Origin of the sequence: Brucella pseudintermedia, assembly GCF_008932435.1 — a bacterium.
Classification (GTDB): Bacteria; Pseudomonadota; Alphaproteobacteria; order Rhizobiales; family Rhizobiaceae; genus Brucella; species Brucella pseudintermedia.
In genome coordinates this window covers 1-17,272 of record NZ_WBWE01000006.1, presented here as the reverse complement: position 1 = coordinate 17,272, position 17,272 = coordinate 1, and the positions used below count along the sequence as shown (strand labels likewise).

Sequence of the window (17,272 nt, the reverse complement as noted above, 5' to 3'; positions counted from 1 at the left end):
ATCCCGAAACCGGTCCCCAGATTCGTGCGACACGCCCCGAAGCGTTCTACACTTGTCAGGGGCCAGCGTTTCCAATTGTTCATCCATCGAAGTGCCTTCCGATCCATATGTCGGCGGAGCACTCCAGGTTTCAGTATCAACGTATCGTGCTTTTCAAGATGTATGCAGGCCAGAGCGATTTTTCAAATGGAGGCTTTTGCCCGATATTTCCATCGGCATTCCACCGACACCGGCCAACATGCAGGCTTATACAAAACCTGCGAATATAACATTTCGAAAACTGGCAAAAGCCCGGGGAAAACCCCCGGGCTTGAACGTATTAAGCCTGAAATTACGACTTCTTCTTGTCGTCGTCGATTTCTTCATAATCGGCGTCGACGACATCGTCGTTCGAAGCCTTATCTTCGCTACCGCCGGCAGCACCGGTTTCAGCAGCTTGAGCGGCTTCGTACATGGCCTGACCGAGCTTCATGGAAGCTTCGGCGAGCGTCTGCGTCTTGGCCTTGATGTCATCGGCATCATCGCCTTCGAGCGCAGTCTTGAGGCTTGCCAGAGCATCCTCAATCGCCTTCTTGTCCTCAGCCGAAACCTTGTCACCATATTCACTCAGCGACTTTTCAGTCGAGTGAACGAGGCTTTCACCTTGGTTCTTGGCTTCGACGGCCTCCCGACGCTTCTTGTCGGCTTCGGCGTTTGCCTCGGCGTCCTTGACCATCTTTTCGATGTCGGCATCGCTCAGACCACCGGATGCCTGAATGCGGATCTGGTGCTCCTTGCCCGTGCCCTTGTCCTTGGCCGTCACATTAACGATGCCGTTGGCGTCGATGTCGAAGGTCACTTCGATCTGCGGCACGCCACGCGGTGCGGGCGGAATGCCGACGAGGTCAAACTGGCCGAGCAACTTGTTGTCGGCAGCCATTTCACGTTCACCCTGGAAGACGCGGATCGTCACGGCCGACTGATTGTCTTCGGCGGTGGAGAAGGTTTGCGACTTCTTGGTCGGGATCGTGGTGTTGCGGTCGATCAGACGGGTGAACACGCCACCCAGCGTTTCGATGCCGAGCGACAGCGGGGTCACGTCGAGCAACAGAACGTCCTTGACATCGCCCTGCAGAACGCCGGCCTGAATTGCGGCGCCCATGGCGACGACTTCGTCGGGGTTGACGCCCTTGTGCGGTTCCTTGCCGAAGAAGGCCTTAACGACTTCCTGAATCTTCGGCATGCGGGTCATGCCGCCGACCAGAATAACTTCGTCGATTTCGCCAGCCTTGAGACCGGCGTCCTTCAATGCAGCCTTGCACGGCTCGATGGTGCGCTGGACGAGATCGTCAACCAGGCTTTCGAACTTGGCGCGCGACAGCTTGATGGCAAGATGCTTCGGGCCGGTGGCGTCAGCCGTGATGAACGGCAGGTTGACCTCGGTCTGCTGCGAGGACGACAGTTCGATCTTGGCCTTTTCGGCAGCTTCCTTCAGGCGCTGCAGAGCAAGCTTGTCGTTCTTGAGGTCGATGCCGCTTTCCTTCTTGAATTCGGAAACGAGGTATTCGACCAGGCGCATGTCAAAGTCTTCACCGCCGAGGAAGGTGTCGCCGTTGGTGGACTTCACTTCAAAGACGCCATCGCCGATTTCAAGAACCGACACGTCGAAGGTGCCGCCGCCAAGGTCGTAGACAGCGATGGTCTTGCCATCGTTCTTGTCCAGACCGTAAGCGAGTGCGGCAGCAGTCGGCTCGTTGATGATGCGCAGCACTTCAAGACCGGCGATTTTGCCGGCGTCCTTGGTTGCCTGGCGCTGGGCGTCGTTGAAGTAGGCCGGAACGGTGATGACCGCCTGCGTGACAGTTTCGCCGAGATAGGATTCAGCGGTTTCCTTCATCTTCTGAAGGATCATCGCAGAGACCTGCGACGGGGAATATTTCTTGCCGTGAACTTCAACCCAGGCATCGCCATTGTCGCCCTTGACGATCTGGTATGGAACCAAGTCCTTGTCCTTGGCAACCATCGGGTCGTCAAAACGGCGGCCGATCAGGCGCTTGACCGCAAAAATGGTACCTTCCGGATTGGTGACGGCCTGACGCTTTGCAGGCTGGCCGATAAGACGTTCGTCACTGTCGGTGAATGCAACGATCGAAGGGGTTGTACGCGCACCTTCGGCATTTTCGATGACCTTCGCGCTTTTGCCGTCCATGACGGATACGCAGGAGTTGGTCGTTCCCAGATCGATACCAATAACTTTAGCCATATTTCTCTCCATTCAGCAAACCGCCAAGACCTCTACCGAGCGTTCCGTGGGCGGTTCCTATCGGTTTCACAATGCTCTTTTCACGATGCGCGTCCAGATACCGATCCTGGTTACCCGACACACATCAATGCCCTGTGCGAGGCGTATATAAGAAACACGGTTTTTCACTGCAAGTCACAAGAGCCGGACAAAGACAGATTCCTTGCCCGATATTCCTTACAGGTTCAACGGACTGTCTCGCTCATGCCGGTTTTGCCAGCACGATAGATCGCATCGATGAATTTCTGGTTCGCCTTTGAATCTTCAAGCAAGAACAGCCGCGCGTCCCTGTCGCCCCGTGCAGCCCGCACAAAGCTTTCGGCCTGAAGCTGGTAATGATTGGCGTCGCTGAACGACCATTCGCTCGCTTGTGTGTGTCCGGCATCGAAAAGCGCGATGCTGCCGTGACCATATTTGCCGGTATTGAACGGCGCATAGACTTCGATGAAGCCCTTGTCGCCGTGGAAAACCATTGTCTGACGTCCTGCAAGCTGCGTCGCGACATAGAAGGTCAGATCAAAGCCGTCGAAACGCGCCGAAACATTGGCATAACGGTCGGTGCCGAAGGCCGGATCATATTCCACCGATGCCTGGACCGAGAGAGGCTCCTGACCAGTGACCATGCGCGTGATCACGGTCGGATAAACGCCGATATCGGGCAAGGCGCCGCCGCCTAGTTCCGGCTGGTTGCGCATATTGTCCGGATCGACATTGAAATAGGAGAAAACACCCTGCACGTGGCGCAATCGGCCGATAGCGCCTTCGGCCAGAAGTTCCTGCAACTTGATCCATTGCGGGTGATAATAGACCATGAAGGCTTCAGCTATCGTAACCTTATGCTTGCCACGCGCGGCGACAAGCTGGTCGATATCATCGGCCTTGAGCGCGATCGGTTTTTCACACAGCACATGTTTGCCAGCTTCCGCCGCCTTGAGGCTCCATTCGATGTGCTGCGAGGTGGGCAGCGGAATATAGACGCCATCAATGGCATCGCTTGCCAGAAGCTCTTCATAGGAACCGAATGCCAGCGGTGCGCCAAAACGATCGGCGACAGCGCGCGCACGTGACTGATCCCGGCTCGCGACGGCATGAACGACGCCATTCTCGGAAGCGCAAAGTGCGGGAATCACCTGCGTGACACCGATCCTGGCGGTTGAAAGAATACCCCAACGAAACATGCAATCCCCTCATCTAAAGAGTTCAATCCGGCGCATCCCAGCCCTGAACAGCCAGTTCCGGCCAGAATTTGAGCGCGCGGTCGGCCTTGATCTCATATGTTTGGCGGTTATCGATGGCACGATTGGGCCGAAGGCGAAATGAAAAAATATCATCGAGGCCGAAAGGAGCGTGGATGAGCAGCCCACCCTGTACCGTCTCACCCTCCTTTGCTAGCCGCGCGCCTACACAATGGGCGATCGCCGAATAGCGTTCTATCGATTCGGTCGCGCAACGAAGTGGTGCATAGGGCTGCCCAAAGCGCTTTTCGAACCACAGATGCACCCGGGCCTGATTGCGTATCTCGACTGGAAGCGGAAAGTTACGGAAGACCTCCGCTCCGCGGGCGATAACGGCATCCTCCGCTTCCCAGGAAAGATCGCTGTCGTCGAAATAAATAATGTTGAGGTCATTGATTCCATGCAGGCCCGGTCGCCTGGTCAGCCGGTTCCAGATGGTGTTGTAAAGCGCGCCCGAAACGAGCCAGGAATCGGACGTTTTTCCTCCCAGCTCTTGCAGCCGACGCAGCGCATCGGCCAGCATCGGACTTTCCAACACCATCTGCGAAAAGACATGCCGCTGCAGTGAGGGCGAAAGACCGGCGTAGCGGAGATGATCCAGCGTTCTGTCCATTGGCTCCAGCAGAGATTGGATTCGGCCTCATTCGGCTTGCATTATGCTTGCCATCATTGTGCAGACAAGCGCTGTATAACAGCGCCAGTTCCGCTGCCCTCTGGGAGCCTGCGGGCTCCCGCCCTCTTTACATCCGACGCAAGGCCGGCGGTGCGAGCGTCAGAAGCCCGCCCAGCGTCATGGCGAAGCCAACCCATAGAGGCGCATGCAAGCCGTAGCCGGCCTCCATCGCCTGTCCGCCAATCCACGGCCCTAGACCCAGACCGATATTGATGACCGAAGCATGCATCGCATTCACCAGCGCGCCGGGATGTGCAATCCGCATCACCCGCGCGATGAAAGCGGGGTTGAGGGCAATGCCCGTCAGGCCGATCATAACGATGGCGAGAATTGCAGCAGGCTTCAGTTCGGCGAAAAGCGCGAAAATCAGCATGGCCGTCAACATCAGCACCAGACCGATGGCGATGGTAGGGATCGTGTGGCGATCCGCAAAGCGACCGGTAATATAATTGCCAACGATATTGGCACCGCCGTAGACCGCGAGCAGCAATGGCACCTGCATGGCCGAGAAACCGGCAAGCTGCACCGTGATCGGCGACAGATAGCTGTAGACCGCGAAGGAAGAACCGATAGCGAGCGCGCTTGTGGCGTAGGCAGCCCAGAGTTTCGGCTTGCGCATTTCGTTCAGTTCGGAGCGCAGATCCGCCTGCGGCGCATCGGGCGAAGATTCGATCTTGATTGCAATGACAAGCGCACAGACCAGGATCAGAACCACAATGGCCCAGAAGCTCGCCCTCCAGCCGAATGCATTGGTGATTGCGGTCGCGATGGGCACGCCGAAGACGGTGCAGAGCATGAGGCCTGCGAAGACGAGCGACGAGGCGCGTCCGCGCAATTCTGGCCCGACAAGCTGCGCCGTAATGGCGAGCATCAGCCCGAAGCTTGTCGCCGCCGCCATGCCGGTCAGGACGCGCGCGACGAGCAAGACCTGAAAACTGCTGGTGGACGCCGCAACACTTTGCGCCGCCGCATAAAAGACCAGCAAAAGCAGAAGCCCGCGCTTGTTCTCGATCTTGAGCGCCAGAAACAATATCGTCACCAGCGGACCGCCGACCATCATGCCAAGCGCGTAAAGCGAGATGAGATTGCCGATATCGGCAATGGAACGGTCGAACGCCACCTGAAGGGAGGGCAGCATTCCCGAAATCATAAGCTCGGAAGTCGTGAGCGCAAAAACGCCAAGACTGAGACAGTACACGACCAGCGGGATTGCCCGCGCCTTTTGCGCGGACGCAAAGACCCCTTCCGCCGCCAGGGCGGAATCGCACATATCGTTCATGGGACGAATCCTATTTATATAGTATAGATTACATAATTAATATCGACTTGCCCGAAAGGGTCAAGGGAATTATATAAGGATGATTATAGAAAGGGAGAAAAATGGTTCCACGCGGACGTCCGCGCAGCTTCGACCGCGATGCGGCGCTGGACAAGGTGATGAAGGTTTTCTGGGCCAAGGGCTATGAATGCGCCCAGATCAACGATTTCACGACCGCCATCGGCATCACGCCGCCGAGCTTTTATGCCGCTTTCGGCAATAAGGAACAGGCATTTCGTGAAGCTGTCGACTATTATCGCCGCACCATCGGCGCCGTTCCTTTCGACGCGCTTGAAAATGCGCCCACCATTCATGAAGGCTTGCGCCAATGGCTGGAGAAAACCGCCGACAGCGCCTTTGCATGCCCGGCGGGTGGCTGCATGATCAGCGTCAGTTCGATTCAGTGCAAACCGGAAAATGTACCTGTGAAGGAATTTCTCCAGGCCATCCGTCACGCCAATCATGAGCGACTTTCAAAGCGCCTGCGGAGCGCTGTCGCGACAGGCGAACTGCCTGCCGACACCGATATTGCGCAGATGACCGAATTCTATCACATGATCCAGCAGAGCATTTCCTTTGAAGCCCGCGATGGCAATTCGCGCGCCGCAGTGCAAAAGATCATCGATATGGCAATGCTGGCCATGCCTGCGTGTGCAACCGGAAAGCCTGATCCCGTCAGTTGATCCACTTGTCGCGGATTGCATCAAAACTGCCGTCCTTTTTCGACAGATCAATCCACTGATTGACGAATGCAGCCCAATAGGGATCGCGCTGAATCCAGTAGGCCTTTTCGATATGGTTGAATGGCTTCTCCACATCAACAGCGCATAGAATGCCGGGATGCTGCTTCTGTTGATAGTGCGTTTCCGCACCGTCGGTAATCATCACGTCGCCCTTCCCGGCGGCAAGCGCATCAAAGATGCTTTTATTGTCTTTCCATGCGACGATCTGGGCCTGCTTGATATTGTCATGCACGAATAACGAGTTCGTGCCACCCGGATTAGCGATAACCTTGACATTGGGCTTATCGATCTCGGCAATTGTCTTGAACTTATCCTTGTCTGCGCAGCGTGCAATCGGGGCTTTTCCATCCTCAAGATAGGGATGGGAAAACAATCCGATCTTTTGCCGCTCCAGCGTCACGGAAACCCCGCCCATCGCGATGTCAAACTTGTCATCGCGGAAATCCTGCGTAAGCGTTGGCCACGATGTCTCGACGATTTCCAGACGGACACCCAAGGCCTTTGCCAGATCCTGCGCCTGATCAATATCGAGTCCAGTGAACTCTCCGGTTTTCGGGTCCTTGAAGGTAAACGGGCTGTAATCGCCGGGTGTGCCTACTTTCAGCGCACCGCGGGCAATGATTTCATCCAGCCTTGATTGCGTCTGCGCAACACTAAAAGACGAACCAGCAAGAGAAAATAAAAACGAAATCAAAATGGCCTGAAAATAGCGCATATCTATCCTTCCATAAATTTTAAATTCAAAAACTATATCGCATAAATGGGCTTATTATATTTCTGAATGGAAAAAGCGCCAGCCTGAATTCATTGGGCCAGCGCTTCCACCTCCATCACATGGCGGTCTTATCCGCGAAGAACACCGCCGGTCTGTTTGGCGACACTCGCTACGACCTGTTTCGACAGCGTTTCCAGATCTTCATCCGTCAGTGTGCGGTCTTGCGGCTGCAACAGCACTTCAACCGCAACCGATTTCTTGCCTTCACCGAGCGAGGCGCCTGTGAAGATATCGAAAACCTGAACGCCGACGATCAGTTTCTTGTCAGCAGACGAAACCGCCTTCACAACATTTCCGGCCTCTACACTTGCATCCACCACAAACGCAAAATCGCGCTTGAGGCTCTGGAACTGCGAGAGGTTGAGTGCGGGCTTGGTGCGGGTGGATTTCGCCTTCGGCTCAGGGATCGCATCGATATAGACTTCAAAGCCGCAAACTGCGCCCGAAACATCAAGCGCCTCCAGCGTATCCGGATGGAACTCGCCGAAATAGCCGAGCACGACCTTCGGTCCAAGTTTCAGCGTGCCCGAGCGACCCGGATGGAACCATTCAGGCCCCCCGGCTTCGATCTGGATGCGATCCACCGGCGCACCGGCAGCTTCCAGCGCGGCCAGGGCATCGGCCTTGGCGTCGAACACGCCGACGGGTGCCGCATTGCCAGCCCAGAAACGGCCAGAGCCGTCAACCTTTGCCGTGCCGCGCCGCACGCCACCGGCAACGCGGCGCTGCTTGTCCGGTGTGTCGCCTTCATAGATGCCCGATACCTCGAACAAGGCCGTATCGCCAAAGCCGCGATCCGCATTGCGCTGCGCCGCGACCAACAAGCCCGGCAGAAGCGACGGACGCATATCCGACATATCGGCGGCAATCGGGTTGGCAAGTTTCAGTTCCGGCTTGCCGCCACCGAACGCCTTGGCCTGCGCTTCTGAAATGAAGGAATAAGTCACGGCTTCCATCATGCCGCGCGAAGCAAGCATGCGGCGGGCATGGCGCGTGCGGATTTGCAGCGTCGTCAGAATACGGCCGTTGACCGCGCCGTGGCTCGGCAACGGCTGCGGCGCAATCTGATTGATGCCATGAATGCGCATGACTTCTTCAACGAGATCGGCCTTGCCTTCAATATCGCCGCGCCATGACGGAACGGTCGCCTTGATGACCTTGCCGTCGCCTTCAACGCCAAAGCCAAGGCGCTTTAAAATATCGAACGATGCTTCGTACGATACCTCGATACCCGTCAGGCGCTTGACTTCCGATACCGGGAAATCGATCACGCGCGGCACCGGCTTGCTATAGCCGATCACATCGAGAACCGTTGGCTGGCCACCGCAAAGCTCCAGCACGAGCTTGGTTGCAATTTCCGCACCCGGCACCATCATTTCCGGGTCCACGCCGCGTTCGAAGCGATAGCGCGCATCGGTGACGATGCCGAGTTCGCGCCCCGTGCGCGCGATCATACGCGGGTCCCAAAGTGCTGATTCAATCAGCACATCGACCGTGTTCTCATCGCAGCCCGAATGTTCGCCGCCCATGATGCCGGCAATCGATTCCGGACCGTTTTCATCGGCAATGATATACATGCCGGATTTCAGTCTGTACTCGCGCTGGTCGAGCGCCAGAATGGTCTCGCCATCACGCGCCGAACGCACCGTCAGATTGCCCTTGACCTTGGCCGCATCGAAGACGTGCAGCGGACGGCCCTGATCGAAAGTCACGTAATTGGTGATGTCCACCAGCGCGTTGATCGGGCGCAGGCCGATAGCCTTCAGGCGCTGCTGCATCCATTTCGGGCTTGGACCGTTCTTCACGCCCTTCACCATACGCAGCGCGAAGCCGGTGCAGAACGGGTTTTCGGCATCTTGATCGAGAACGACCTTGGCCGGCGTTTCGCCTTCACCCTTGACGGGTTCCGGCAGCGTGTTCTTCAGCGTGCCGAGACCGGCGGCGGCAAGATCGCGCGCAATGCCGCGAATGCCGGTGCAATCGGCGCGGTTCGGTGTCAGGCCAATTTCAATGATTGGATCGTCAAGGCCCATATAGGCGGCAAAACTGGTGCCGACCGGCGCATTTTCCGGCAGGTCGATGATGCCATTATGCTCGTCGGACAATTCCAGCTCGCGCTCGGAACACATCATGCCGAAACTCTCGACACCACGAATCTTGCCGACCGACAATGTGACGTCGAGGCCCGGAACATAGTCGCCTGGACGGCCGAGAACACCGACCAGACCCGCGCGGGCATTTGGGGCGCCGCAGACGACCTGAACCGGCTTGCCGTCACCCGTATCGACCGAGAGCACGCGGAGCTTGTCGGCATCGGGGTGCTGAACGGCGGTCAGCACCTTGGCGATCTTGAAGGCCTTGAAAGCGGCGCGGTCATCGACCCCATCCACTTCCAGACCGATATCGGTCAGTTTTTCGACGATTTCATCCAGTGTCGCATCGGTTTCAAGGTGATCCTTGAGCCAGGAAAGCGTGAATTTCATGATCGTGTTCTTTCCTAAATTTCAGCGTTTGAGCACTTCGACCACGCGAAAGCGCTCGCAAAGCAATTTCATGTCCGGAGAAAAGCCGCCGTTGCGGCGAAAATAGGCTTCGTGCCCTTTTCGCCAGTCAGCCAGTGGACCTTCCCCCTCATCTTCCGCAAATGCGGCGTCAACTTCATCAAAGCGGCGCACCGTCAGTTCGATGGTCTCCAGCACCGCAGCAGGTCGGCCCTGACCGTCCAGAACCACATCGCGGCGACCGATAACCGGCATTGGCTCACCATCTTCCCCGAAAGAGGCAAACGCGGCACAGGTCGCGGTCTTTCGGCCCGCGAGCACCAGCGCAAGCAGCTCATCGGCGAGTTCCGGCGAATCGCCAAAGGCGAAGGTCACGGCATCGCGATAAGGTTCGGGCAGTTGCGTCATGCGCTCAGGCCGCCGAACAGGGTCGGAATGTCGAGCGGACGGAAACCGTAATGTTCGATCCAACGCACATCGGCGTCGAAGAAGGCGCGCAAATCAGGCATGCCATATTTCAGCATGGCGATGCGGTCGATGCCCATACCCCAGGCAAAGCCCTGATAGACGTCCGGGTCGTAGCCGGAAGCGCGCAGCACATTGGGATGCACCATGCCGCAGCCCAGAATTTCCAGCCAGTCATTGCCTTCGCCGAACTTCACATGCGGGCCGGAACGGTCGCACTGGATATCCACTTCAACCGATGGCTCGGTGAAGGGGAAGAAGCTTGGGCGCATGCGCATCTTGACCGAAGGCACTTCGAAGAAAGCCTTGCAGAACTCTTCCAGCACCCATTTCATATTGGCGACAGTGGCCGACTTGTCGACAACCAGACCCTCGACCTGATGGAACATCGGCGAATGGGTGGCATCGGAATCCATGCGGTACGTCTTGCCCGGAATGACAATGCGGATCGGCTCGTCGCGGCCTTCCTTGTCGCGGATGGCGGCGAACTTCTCCATTGTGTGAACCTGCACCGGAGAGGTATGGGTGCGCAGAAGCTTGCGCTCGCCCTTCTCGTCCGCATTGAAGAAGAAGGTATCGTGCATCTCGCGCGCCGGATGACCTTCAGGAAAATTCAGCGCCGTGAAATTATAATAGTCGGTTTCGATATCCGGACCTTCGGCAATCGAGAACCCCATATCGGCGAAGATTGCCGTGATCTCGTCGATCACCTGCGAAATCGGATGAATGCGGCCGCGCGATGCAGCGCTTTCGCGGACAGGAAGCGTCACATCAACCTTCTCGCGCTCAAGGCGCGCTGCAATCGCCTGACGGCGCAGTTCCGTCTTGCGCTCGGTCAGCGCTTCGGTTACCCGGTTTTTCAAACCGTTGATGGCCGGTCCCTGCGCCTGTCGTTCTTCCGGCGTCATACTGCCCAGCGTCTTCAGCTTTTCCGAAACCGAGCCCTTCTTGCCAAGCGCTGCGACACGGACGGCTTCAATCGCCGGCTCATCAGCCGCCGCCGCGATGTCTTCGAGAATCTGCCGTTCGAGTTGTTCTAAATCACTCATTTTTAAATCCCTGTCGCGCCTGCGGCGCTACACGCCTCTTGGTTCACATCCCTGTCGCGCCTGCGGCGCTCCACGCCTCTTGATTCAAATCCCGTTGCGCCTGCAGCACTCCCAATATTTCACTTTGCAGCCAAAGGAGCTTTTTTCGTCACTCTCTTTGGCCTGATTGGTGAGGCGCATCAAGATTTGCGTCAAAAAATTCCATCGCCTGCAAAAGCCGTCTTCCATCGCCGCCGAGAAAAATGCGGCGGAACAGCCGCAGCGGCGCGATGGTAAATCGGAAAAACTCGACGATTTTCCTCAGTTCCGGAAGCACCACCGCCGGGGCCACCGCCCGGTAAGCTGCAAATGCCTGTAGCGGCGTCTCGGCAAGCCGCGCCTGCGCGGTGATCTGAAAGAATAAAAGCCAGACGTCGCGCGCCTGCGCGGCGGCAAGCGGCATAACCATTTCCGGCTCCTCCTCGAAATCAAGAAAACCGGCAATGCCGTTCTTCTCGAAGAAATCGCGGGGGTGCGGACGCCCGTGACAAAGCCCAACCGCATGCGCTTCGCCCAATGCGCGCGCGCAATGGATGAGAAGCGCGTCATGTCCTTGCGGGTCATCAGGGCCAAGATGGTCAAGCCGATCCTGAATGATCGGTGCAACATCGCTCAGAACCATCACCGCTCCATGGCGGTAAACAATCCTTGGCACCTGAAAGCCCGCCTGCAGGAAAGCACTCATCTTGCGCTCTTCGCGGTCGCCCATGCCTGCTTCTCCAATATCTTTTGGGCTGCGCAGGAAGGGATAGGGAAGAAGCGGCGAAATCAGGCTGTGCAGGCGCTTCGGGAACGGACGCCTTTCGGCGTCATAACGTTTGATCCAGACACGATGACCGCCAATGACAGCGCTGGAAATGCGCTTGCCCTGGCTCTGGACGAGCAGAACCAGCAGGTTGCGGAGGTCGTCCGCATCCAGGTCCAGTCTCAGCTTGCCCGGTTCATCCTTCATATCCGGTTTAAACTCCTCAAAAGGAAAAACCCGCGCCAGCCGAGCCAGCGCGGGTCCCCAAAATTATCGATACTGCTTGGGAAAGGCGGCTGGCTTAGCGGACAGCGCCTTCAAATGCGTTCGGCGTTTCGGTGTTCTTGAGGTACTCGAGAGCCTTCTTTGCCGATGCAACCAGCGCACCGAATGCATCCGGTTCGTGGATTGCGATGTCGGACAGGACCTTGCGATCAATCTCAATGCCAGCCTTGGAAAGACCGTCAATAAAACGGCCATAGGTCAGGCCCTGCTCGCGGACAGCAGCATTGATGCGCTGGATCCAGAGAGCGCGGAATGTACGCTTGCGGTTCTTGCGGTCGCGGTAAGCATACTGCTTCGAACGGTCAACCGCAGCCTTGGCGGTGCGGATGGTGTTCTTGCGACGGCCACGGAAACCAGCAGCCTGATCCAGAACCTTCTTGTGCTTTGCGTGGGCGGTTACGCCGCGTTTTACGCGTGCCATGTTATGATCTCCTTCTCAGACTAATCTTAGAGGCCGTTCGGCAGGAACTGCTTCACGATCTTTGCATCGGCGTCGGCGAGAACCATGGTGCCGCGTGCATCGCGAATGAACTTGTTCGAACGCTTGATCATGCCATGACGCTTACCAGCAGCTGCAGCCTTGATTTTGCCGGTGCCGGTGATCTTGAACCGCTTCTTGGCGGCCGATTTGGTCTTCATCTTGGGCATTTTGCTACTCCTTTGTTTAGTCCCCGTCGTGCCTGCGGCACTCTACGCCTCTTGATTTGAGCAGCGTCGGTGCTGCCACCGACCGGGACCCTGTTTCACTTCCAGACTGACCAAGCCTGAAAAGCATACGAAACCGCCACGGCATGCCCTGCCGGGCGGTTCGAACGCGGCCTTATAGGCTCAAAGCCCATAAAACGCAATGGCTGAATCGACTGAAATCAATCAATAAAGCCGTAACAAAACCGGCAGGACGTCAATGCCCTGCAGGTATTCGATGAATTCGAAGAACGGATAGGCCACGAAGAACACCAGACCATCGGTAAAGGTGTGATAGAGTCGGTCCGGCTTCACCGTCACCGTCGCATCGTCGTTATAGAGGGAAAGCTTTGGAAAGAAGCGCGGCACGTCGCGGCAATAAGCGCGATAGGGTTCGCCGAAATTCTGTTCCAGAAACTTTTCTTCCGCGCGGATGACGATCGAAAAGGCAACATAGCAAAGAATGCCGAAGCCAAGGGCCACAATGAGACTGCCCGTCTGCGCGCCGATGCCCATCGCACCGATGGTGCTGAACACATAAAGCGGATTGCGTGTAACCGAATATGGACCGCTGCGCACGATTTCGGCGCTCTTGCGCCCGCCGATATAGAGCGTGCACCACATGCGGCCGATAATGGCTGCAACGATCAGGCTGAGACCGAAAGCCTCGATATATTCGTGAAAGTGCCCGGTCGACCGCGAGCCGACAAAAAGCAGCGCCACAACCAGAAGCACCACCACAGCACCGATCGCGAGGCGTCGCCGCTGCTGATATTTCCCCAGTTCTCCCAAGGTCTTCATTGTATTTCCGTTATTTCTTATTTATCCAGGCAAATGAAAAGCCGCCCGAAGGCGGCTTTTCCAAGGCATTTCGAATATTCATCGTGGAGCGAGAACCATCATCATCTGACGGCCTTCAAGCTTCGGCTCGGATTCGACCTTGGCGATTTCGACAGTGTCTTCCTTGACGCGCTGCAAAAGCTTCATGCCAAGTTCCTGGTGCGCCATTTCGCGTCCGCGGAAACGCAAGGTAACCTTGACCTTGTCGCCTTCCTCAAAGAAACGCTGAGCAGCTTTCATCTTCACCTCATAATCATGGGTGTCGATGTTCGGTCGCATCTTGATTTCCTTGATTTCAACCGTTTTCTGCTTCTTGCGCGCTTCAGCGGCCTTTTTCTGATTCTGATACTTCAGCTTGCCGAGGTCGACGATCTTGCAAACCGGAGGCTCCGCGTTCGGCACGATCTCGACGAGATCGAGACCTGCTTCTTCCGCCATGGCCAGCGCTTCCTGAATGGAAACGTCACCATGGTTCTGGCCTTCGGCATCGATAAGCTGAACCCGGGGAACCCGGATATCACGGTTGGAGCGCGGTCCGTCTTTCTGAACCGGCGTCGCTCTGAAGGGTCGGCGAATGGTCGTTATCTCCTAATTGTTACGTCTCATGCGGTCGGATGCTTGCTGCCAGACGGCATGTCCCCGATCAAACCACAGTTGATCGCGGAAATGTCGTCAAGCAGGCGGCGAAGTCAATAGCATCTTTGACAGGAAAAATCACCCCCGCGTGATAAACGTGCATTTTATTATCATTTCGCGGCGGACAAGCGGCATATCGGTCACATTTGCCGTCATTTCAAGGGCCTCGCCTCACATGGCGGGTTTTCTCTCTTTTCCGAACATGCCAAAACGTTCCCGGAAAATGAGGAGATCTGACATGAGCGTTGCGGGGCCGGAATTCATCGACGTGGATGGAGCAAAAATCGCCGTGCGGTACAGGGCAGGCGACAAGGCACCAGGCGTCGTCTGGCTCGGCGGATATCGTTCGGACATGCTGGGCACCAAGGCCGCCGCTCTCGATGAATGGGCGGCTGAGACCGGGCATAGTGCACTCCGGCATGACTATTCAGGTCACGGCGAATCGGGCGGCGATTTCAATCAGGGCACCATCTCCCGTTGGCTGAAAGAAAGCTTGGCCGTCTATCGCAAATATGCCAAGGGTCCACAGATACTCGTCGGGTCCTCCATGGGCGGCTGGATCGCGCTACGCATGGCGCAGGCACTCATGAAGGAAGGCAACCCGCCTGCCGGGATCGTGCTGATCGCGCCTGCTCCGGATTTTACCGCTGTGCTTGTAGAACCGACACTTTCCGAAGCGCAAAAACGCGATCTCGAGGAAAAGGGCTATTTCGAAGAACCCTCCGAATATTCCCCCAATCCCTACATCTACACTCGCGCCTTGATCGAGGACGGACGAAAGAATCTGGTTCTCAACGGAATCATCGAGACCGGTTGTCCCGTGCACATCCTGCAAGGGATGCAGGACCCGGATGTCCCCTACAAGCATGCGCTGCGGCTCGTGGAACACCTACCCGTGGACGATGTGACTCTGACGCTGGTGCGCGACGGCGACCATCGCCTGTCGCGACCGCAAGATCTCGATCTCCTGGTCCGCACCGTATCCGGCCTTGCGGAACGTATCGGCGAAAAATCGTAACGGAGCACAGTCATGCGGTTTTCGGTTTTCGCCTCCTCCGCGGTTGCGGCCATTGTCGGCTTCGGCGGCACGCTGGCGCTCATCATTGCGGCAGCGCAAGTGCTGGGCGCCACGCAGGCCGAAACCGCAAGCTGGGTCACGGCGATCTGCCTCGCGATTGCCGCTTCCTCCGCCTGGCTCAGCATCCGCTACAAGATGCCGATCATCGCCGCCTGGTCCACGCCGGGGCTGGCACTGATCGGCGCCAGCGCCGGCTTCACCATGCCGGAAGCTGTCGGCGCTTTCATCGTGACAGCGCTGGCGCTGGTCGCCACCGGGCTTATCCGCCAGTTGTCGATGCTCGTTTCACGCATCCCGGCTTCCGTCGCATCAGGCATGCTGGCGGGCGTGCTGCTCAGTTTCGTCATTGCCGCTGCCAAGACCGTCCCCGGCGATCCGGTTTTCGTCCTGCCGCTGGTGGCGCTGTTCTTCATCATACGCCTGTTCAATCCGTCGCTCGCCGTCATTGCCGTTTTGGTCATCGGCATGGTCTTTGCTCTGATCACGGGGCGGTCGCCTGCGCTGCCCGCGCCTGAAGTTTCCACGCTCACCCTCGTCTGGCCGCAGTTTCACATGGGCGCAATGATCGGCATTGCGATCCCGCTCTATCTGGTGACCATGGCGTCGCAAAACCTGCCGGGCTTCGCCGTGCTGCGCGCTTCCGGCTATGAGCCGCCTACCAGCGCCTGTCTGCGCGTAACCGGCCTGTTTTCACTACTGTCCGCTCCTTTTGGGGCGTCAACCACTAATCTCGCAGCGATCTCGGCTGCTCTTTGCACCAACCCGGACGCACATCCCGATGCCACCAAGCGCTGGCTCACCGGGCCGGTCTATGCCGCGATCTATGTGGTGTTTGCCCTCTTCGGAGCGTCACTGGTCGCGATTTTTGCCGTATTGCCGGTGTCGCTCATCGCACTTGTTGCCGGGCTTGCCCTGACCGGCCCGTTCATCAACGCGATGTCATTGGCGTTGAAGGATGAACAGGAGCGCCTTGCCGCGACCATAACCTTTGCGGTGACAGCCTCCGGCATGGCGTTTTTCGGCATCGGCTCCGCCTTCTGGGCACTGATAGCAGGACTTTGCGTCACTTTTCTTGAACATCTCCGCAAAAAAATTTCGAATTAATCACATTGGTTACGGGACGCCTGGCCTGAATCCGAAGGTTACATTCTTGAAAAGCCGCAATCTTCTCACCACGTCGATATCAAGCCGCCAGAAGAAAATGCCCGCATGGGTGGGCTGGCTGGCGCTAGTTTCGCGCATGTGGCCGAACGATTGTCGAACGGTTTGATGGCATGCGCTTTTTTTGACGGAGCAGACCATGACCAATACTGCATTGATCCGCCCGGCATGGACGCCAGCCACGATTGCGCTGATGGTGCTCGGCTTTTTCCTGTTCTGGCCGCTTGGCCTTGCCATGCTCGCCTACATCCTCTGGGGTGATCGCCTCGAAGGGTTCAAGCGCGGCGTGAACGAGAAAACCGATTCCATGTTCGGCTCGTTCCGCAACTGCCACAAGGGCGAAAGCTTCAACTTCGGCGGCACCACCGGCAACGAGGCCTTCGATGAGTGGCGTCGTGCCGAGCTGGAGCGACTGGCCGAAGAACGCCGCAAGCTTGAAGAAGCACGCGCCGAATTCGAAGCCTATGCCGCTGAATTGCGCCGTGCCCGCGACAAGGAAGAATTCGACCGCTTCATGGCCGAGCGCCGTGCGAGCGCGAAGAAGACACCTGCCAAGGGTGGCAAGAACGACATCACCGATGTTTGAAAGAGCCTAACACCCTGAAAACCTTGGAGACGGCGCGGTCAAACCGCGCCGTCAGACCGCTGACAAACCCATCGATATTTTCGACGGGTTTTGTTCTGGGAAGTATGCTGTTTTGGGCGGCAGAGTTTTGACGCAGATTGAGAAGGGTGTATCCGGCTCATGCGCTGACCGGTTTTGG

The 17,272-nt window shown here is 57.3% G+C and carries 17 protein-coding genes; 4 read left to right on the top strand and 13 right to left on the bottom strand.

Annotation, left to right across the window (positions count from 1 at the left end):
* Positions 1–331: 331 nt before the first annotated feature.
* From dnaK to F9K78_RS09325, 4 genes are all read right to left on the bottom strand, one after another.
* Complete coding sequence (gene dnaK / locus F9K78_RS09340; RefSeq protein ID WP_121981255.1) at positions 332–2,242, bottom strand: molecular chaperone DnaK; 1,911 nt, start codon at positions 2,240–2,242, stop codon at positions 332–334.
* Between the two features lie 224 nt (positions 2,243–2,466).
* Entirely contained in the window at positions 2,467–3,459 is a 993-nt protein-coding gene (locus tag F9K78_RS09335; protein ID WP_121987030.1) for a Gfo/Idh/MocA family protein, read from the bottom strand.
* Between the two features lie 22 nt (positions 3,460–3,481).
* Positions 3,482–4,129, bottom strand: coding sequence for a nucleotidyltransferase family protein (locus tag F9K78_RS09330; RefSeq protein WP_121987031.1), 648 nt, complete (start codon positions 4,127–4,129; stop codon positions 3,482–3,484).
* 127 nt (positions 4,130–4,256) lie between these two features.
* Positions 4,257–5,468, bottom strand: a complete 1,212-nt coding sequence (locus tag F9K78_RS09325) for an MFS transporter (RefSeq protein ID WP_121987032.1) — start codon at positions 5,466–5,468, stop codon at positions 4,257–4,259.
* A gap of 101 nt (positions 5,469–5,569) precedes the next feature.
* On the opposite strand from F9K78_RS09325, the gene F9K78_RS09320 reads away from it, so the two are divergent.
* Positions 5,570–6,190 carry a TetR/AcrR family transcriptional regulator gene (locus F9K78_RS09320; RefSeq protein ID WP_121987033.1) on the top strand — a complete coding sequence of 207 codons (621 nt, stop codon included), beginning with the start codon at positions 5,570–5,572 and terminating at the stop codon, positions 6,188–6,190.
* On the opposite strand, the gene F9K78_RS09315 is transcribed toward F9K78_RS09320, so the two are convergent.
* The 9 genes from F9K78_RS09315 to infC form a co-directional block, all read right to left on the bottom strand.
* On the bottom strand, positions 6,183–6,965 hold the full coding sequence (locus tag F9K78_RS09315; RefSeq protein ID WP_122066373.1) for a transporter substrate-binding domain-containing protein: 783 nt from the start codon (positions 6,963–6,965) through the stop codon (positions 6,183–6,185). The genes F9K78_RS09320 and F9K78_RS09315 overlap by 8 nt on opposite strands.
* Positions 6,966–7,093: 128 nt before the next feature.
* Positions 7,094–9,508 carry a phenylalanine--tRNA ligase subunit beta gene (pheT, locus tag F9K78_RS09310; protein ID WP_121987035.1) on the bottom strand — a complete coding sequence of 805 codons (2,415 nt, stop codon included), beginning with the start codon at positions 9,506–9,508 and terminating at the stop codon, positions 7,094–7,096.
* Between the two features lie 21 nt (positions 9,509–9,529).
* A complete protein-coding gene (locus tag F9K78_RS09305; protein ID WP_121987036.1) occupies positions 9,530–9,934 on the bottom strand; it encodes an ASCH domain-containing protein in 405 nt (134 codons plus the stop codon).
* Positions 9,931–11,040, bottom strand: a complete 1,110-nt coding sequence (gene pheS / locus F9K78_RS09300; protein ID WP_121981248.1) for a phenylalanine--tRNA ligase subunit alpha — start codon at positions 11,038–11,040, stop codon at positions 9,931–9,933. Before pheS ends, F9K78_RS09305 begins: the two co-directional genes overlap by 4 nt.
* Before the next feature lie 148 nt (positions 11,041–11,188).
* Positions 11,189–12,031, bottom strand: coding sequence for a BUD32 family EKC/KEOPS complex subunit (locus F9K78_RS09295; RefSeq protein ID WP_121987037.1), 843 nt, complete (start codon positions 12,029–12,031; stop codon positions 11,189–11,191).
* A gap of 94 nt (positions 12,032–12,125) precedes the next feature.
* Positions 12,126–12,530, bottom strand: coding sequence for a 50S ribosomal protein L20 (gene rplT, locus F9K78_RS09290; protein WP_121981246.1), 405 nt, complete (start codon positions 12,528–12,530; stop codon positions 12,126–12,128).
* 26 nt (positions 12,531–12,556) lie between these two features.
* The gene (gene rpmI, locus F9K78_RS09285) at positions 12,557–12,757 is read right to left on the bottom strand and encodes a 50S ribosomal protein L35 (protein WP_006473268.1); all 201 of its coding nucleotides are present in this window, start codon (positions 12,755–12,757) and stop codon (positions 12,557–12,559) included.
* 222 nt (positions 12,758–12,979) lie between these two features.
* On the bottom strand, positions 12,980–13,594 hold the full coding sequence (locus F9K78_RS09280) for a methyltransferase family protein (RefSeq protein ID WP_121981245.1): 615 nt from the start codon (positions 13,592–13,594) through the stop codon (positions 12,980–12,982).
* A gap of 78 nt (positions 13,595–13,672) precedes the next feature.
* Positions 13,673–14,209 (bottom strand): translation initiation factor IF-3, encoded by a 537-nt coding sequence (infC, locus tag F9K78_RS09275; protein ID WP_075041821.1) that lies wholly within the window; start codon positions 14,207–14,209, stop codon positions 13,673–13,675.
* 298 nt (positions 14,210–14,507) lie between these two features.
* On the opposite strand from infC, the gene F9K78_RS09270 reads away from it, so the two are divergent.
* The 3 genes from F9K78_RS09270 to F9K78_RS09260 all read left to right on the top strand — a co-directional run bounded on the left by F9K78_RS09270 (position 14,508) and on the right by F9K78_RS09260 (position 17,094).
* Positions 14,508–15,287, top strand: coding sequence for an alpha/beta hydrolase (locus tag F9K78_RS09270; protein WP_121987038.1), 780 nt, complete (start codon positions 14,508–14,510; stop codon positions 15,285–15,287).
* A gap of 12 nt (positions 15,288–15,299) precedes the next feature.
* On the top strand, positions 15,300–16,451 hold the full coding sequence (locus tag F9K78_RS09265; protein ID WP_121987039.1) for a benzoate/H(+) symporter BenE family transporter: 1,152 nt from the start codon (positions 15,300–15,302) through the stop codon (positions 16,449–16,451).
* A gap of 196 nt (positions 16,452–16,647) precedes the next feature.
* Positions 16,648–17,094: a DUF2852 domain-containing protein gene (locus F9K78_RS09260; protein ID WP_121981405.1), complete on the top strand. Its 447-nt coding sequence runs from the start codon at positions 16,648–16,650 to the stop codon at positions 17,092–17,094.
* The last annotated feature ends 178 nt before the right edge of the window (positions 17,095–17,272 follow it).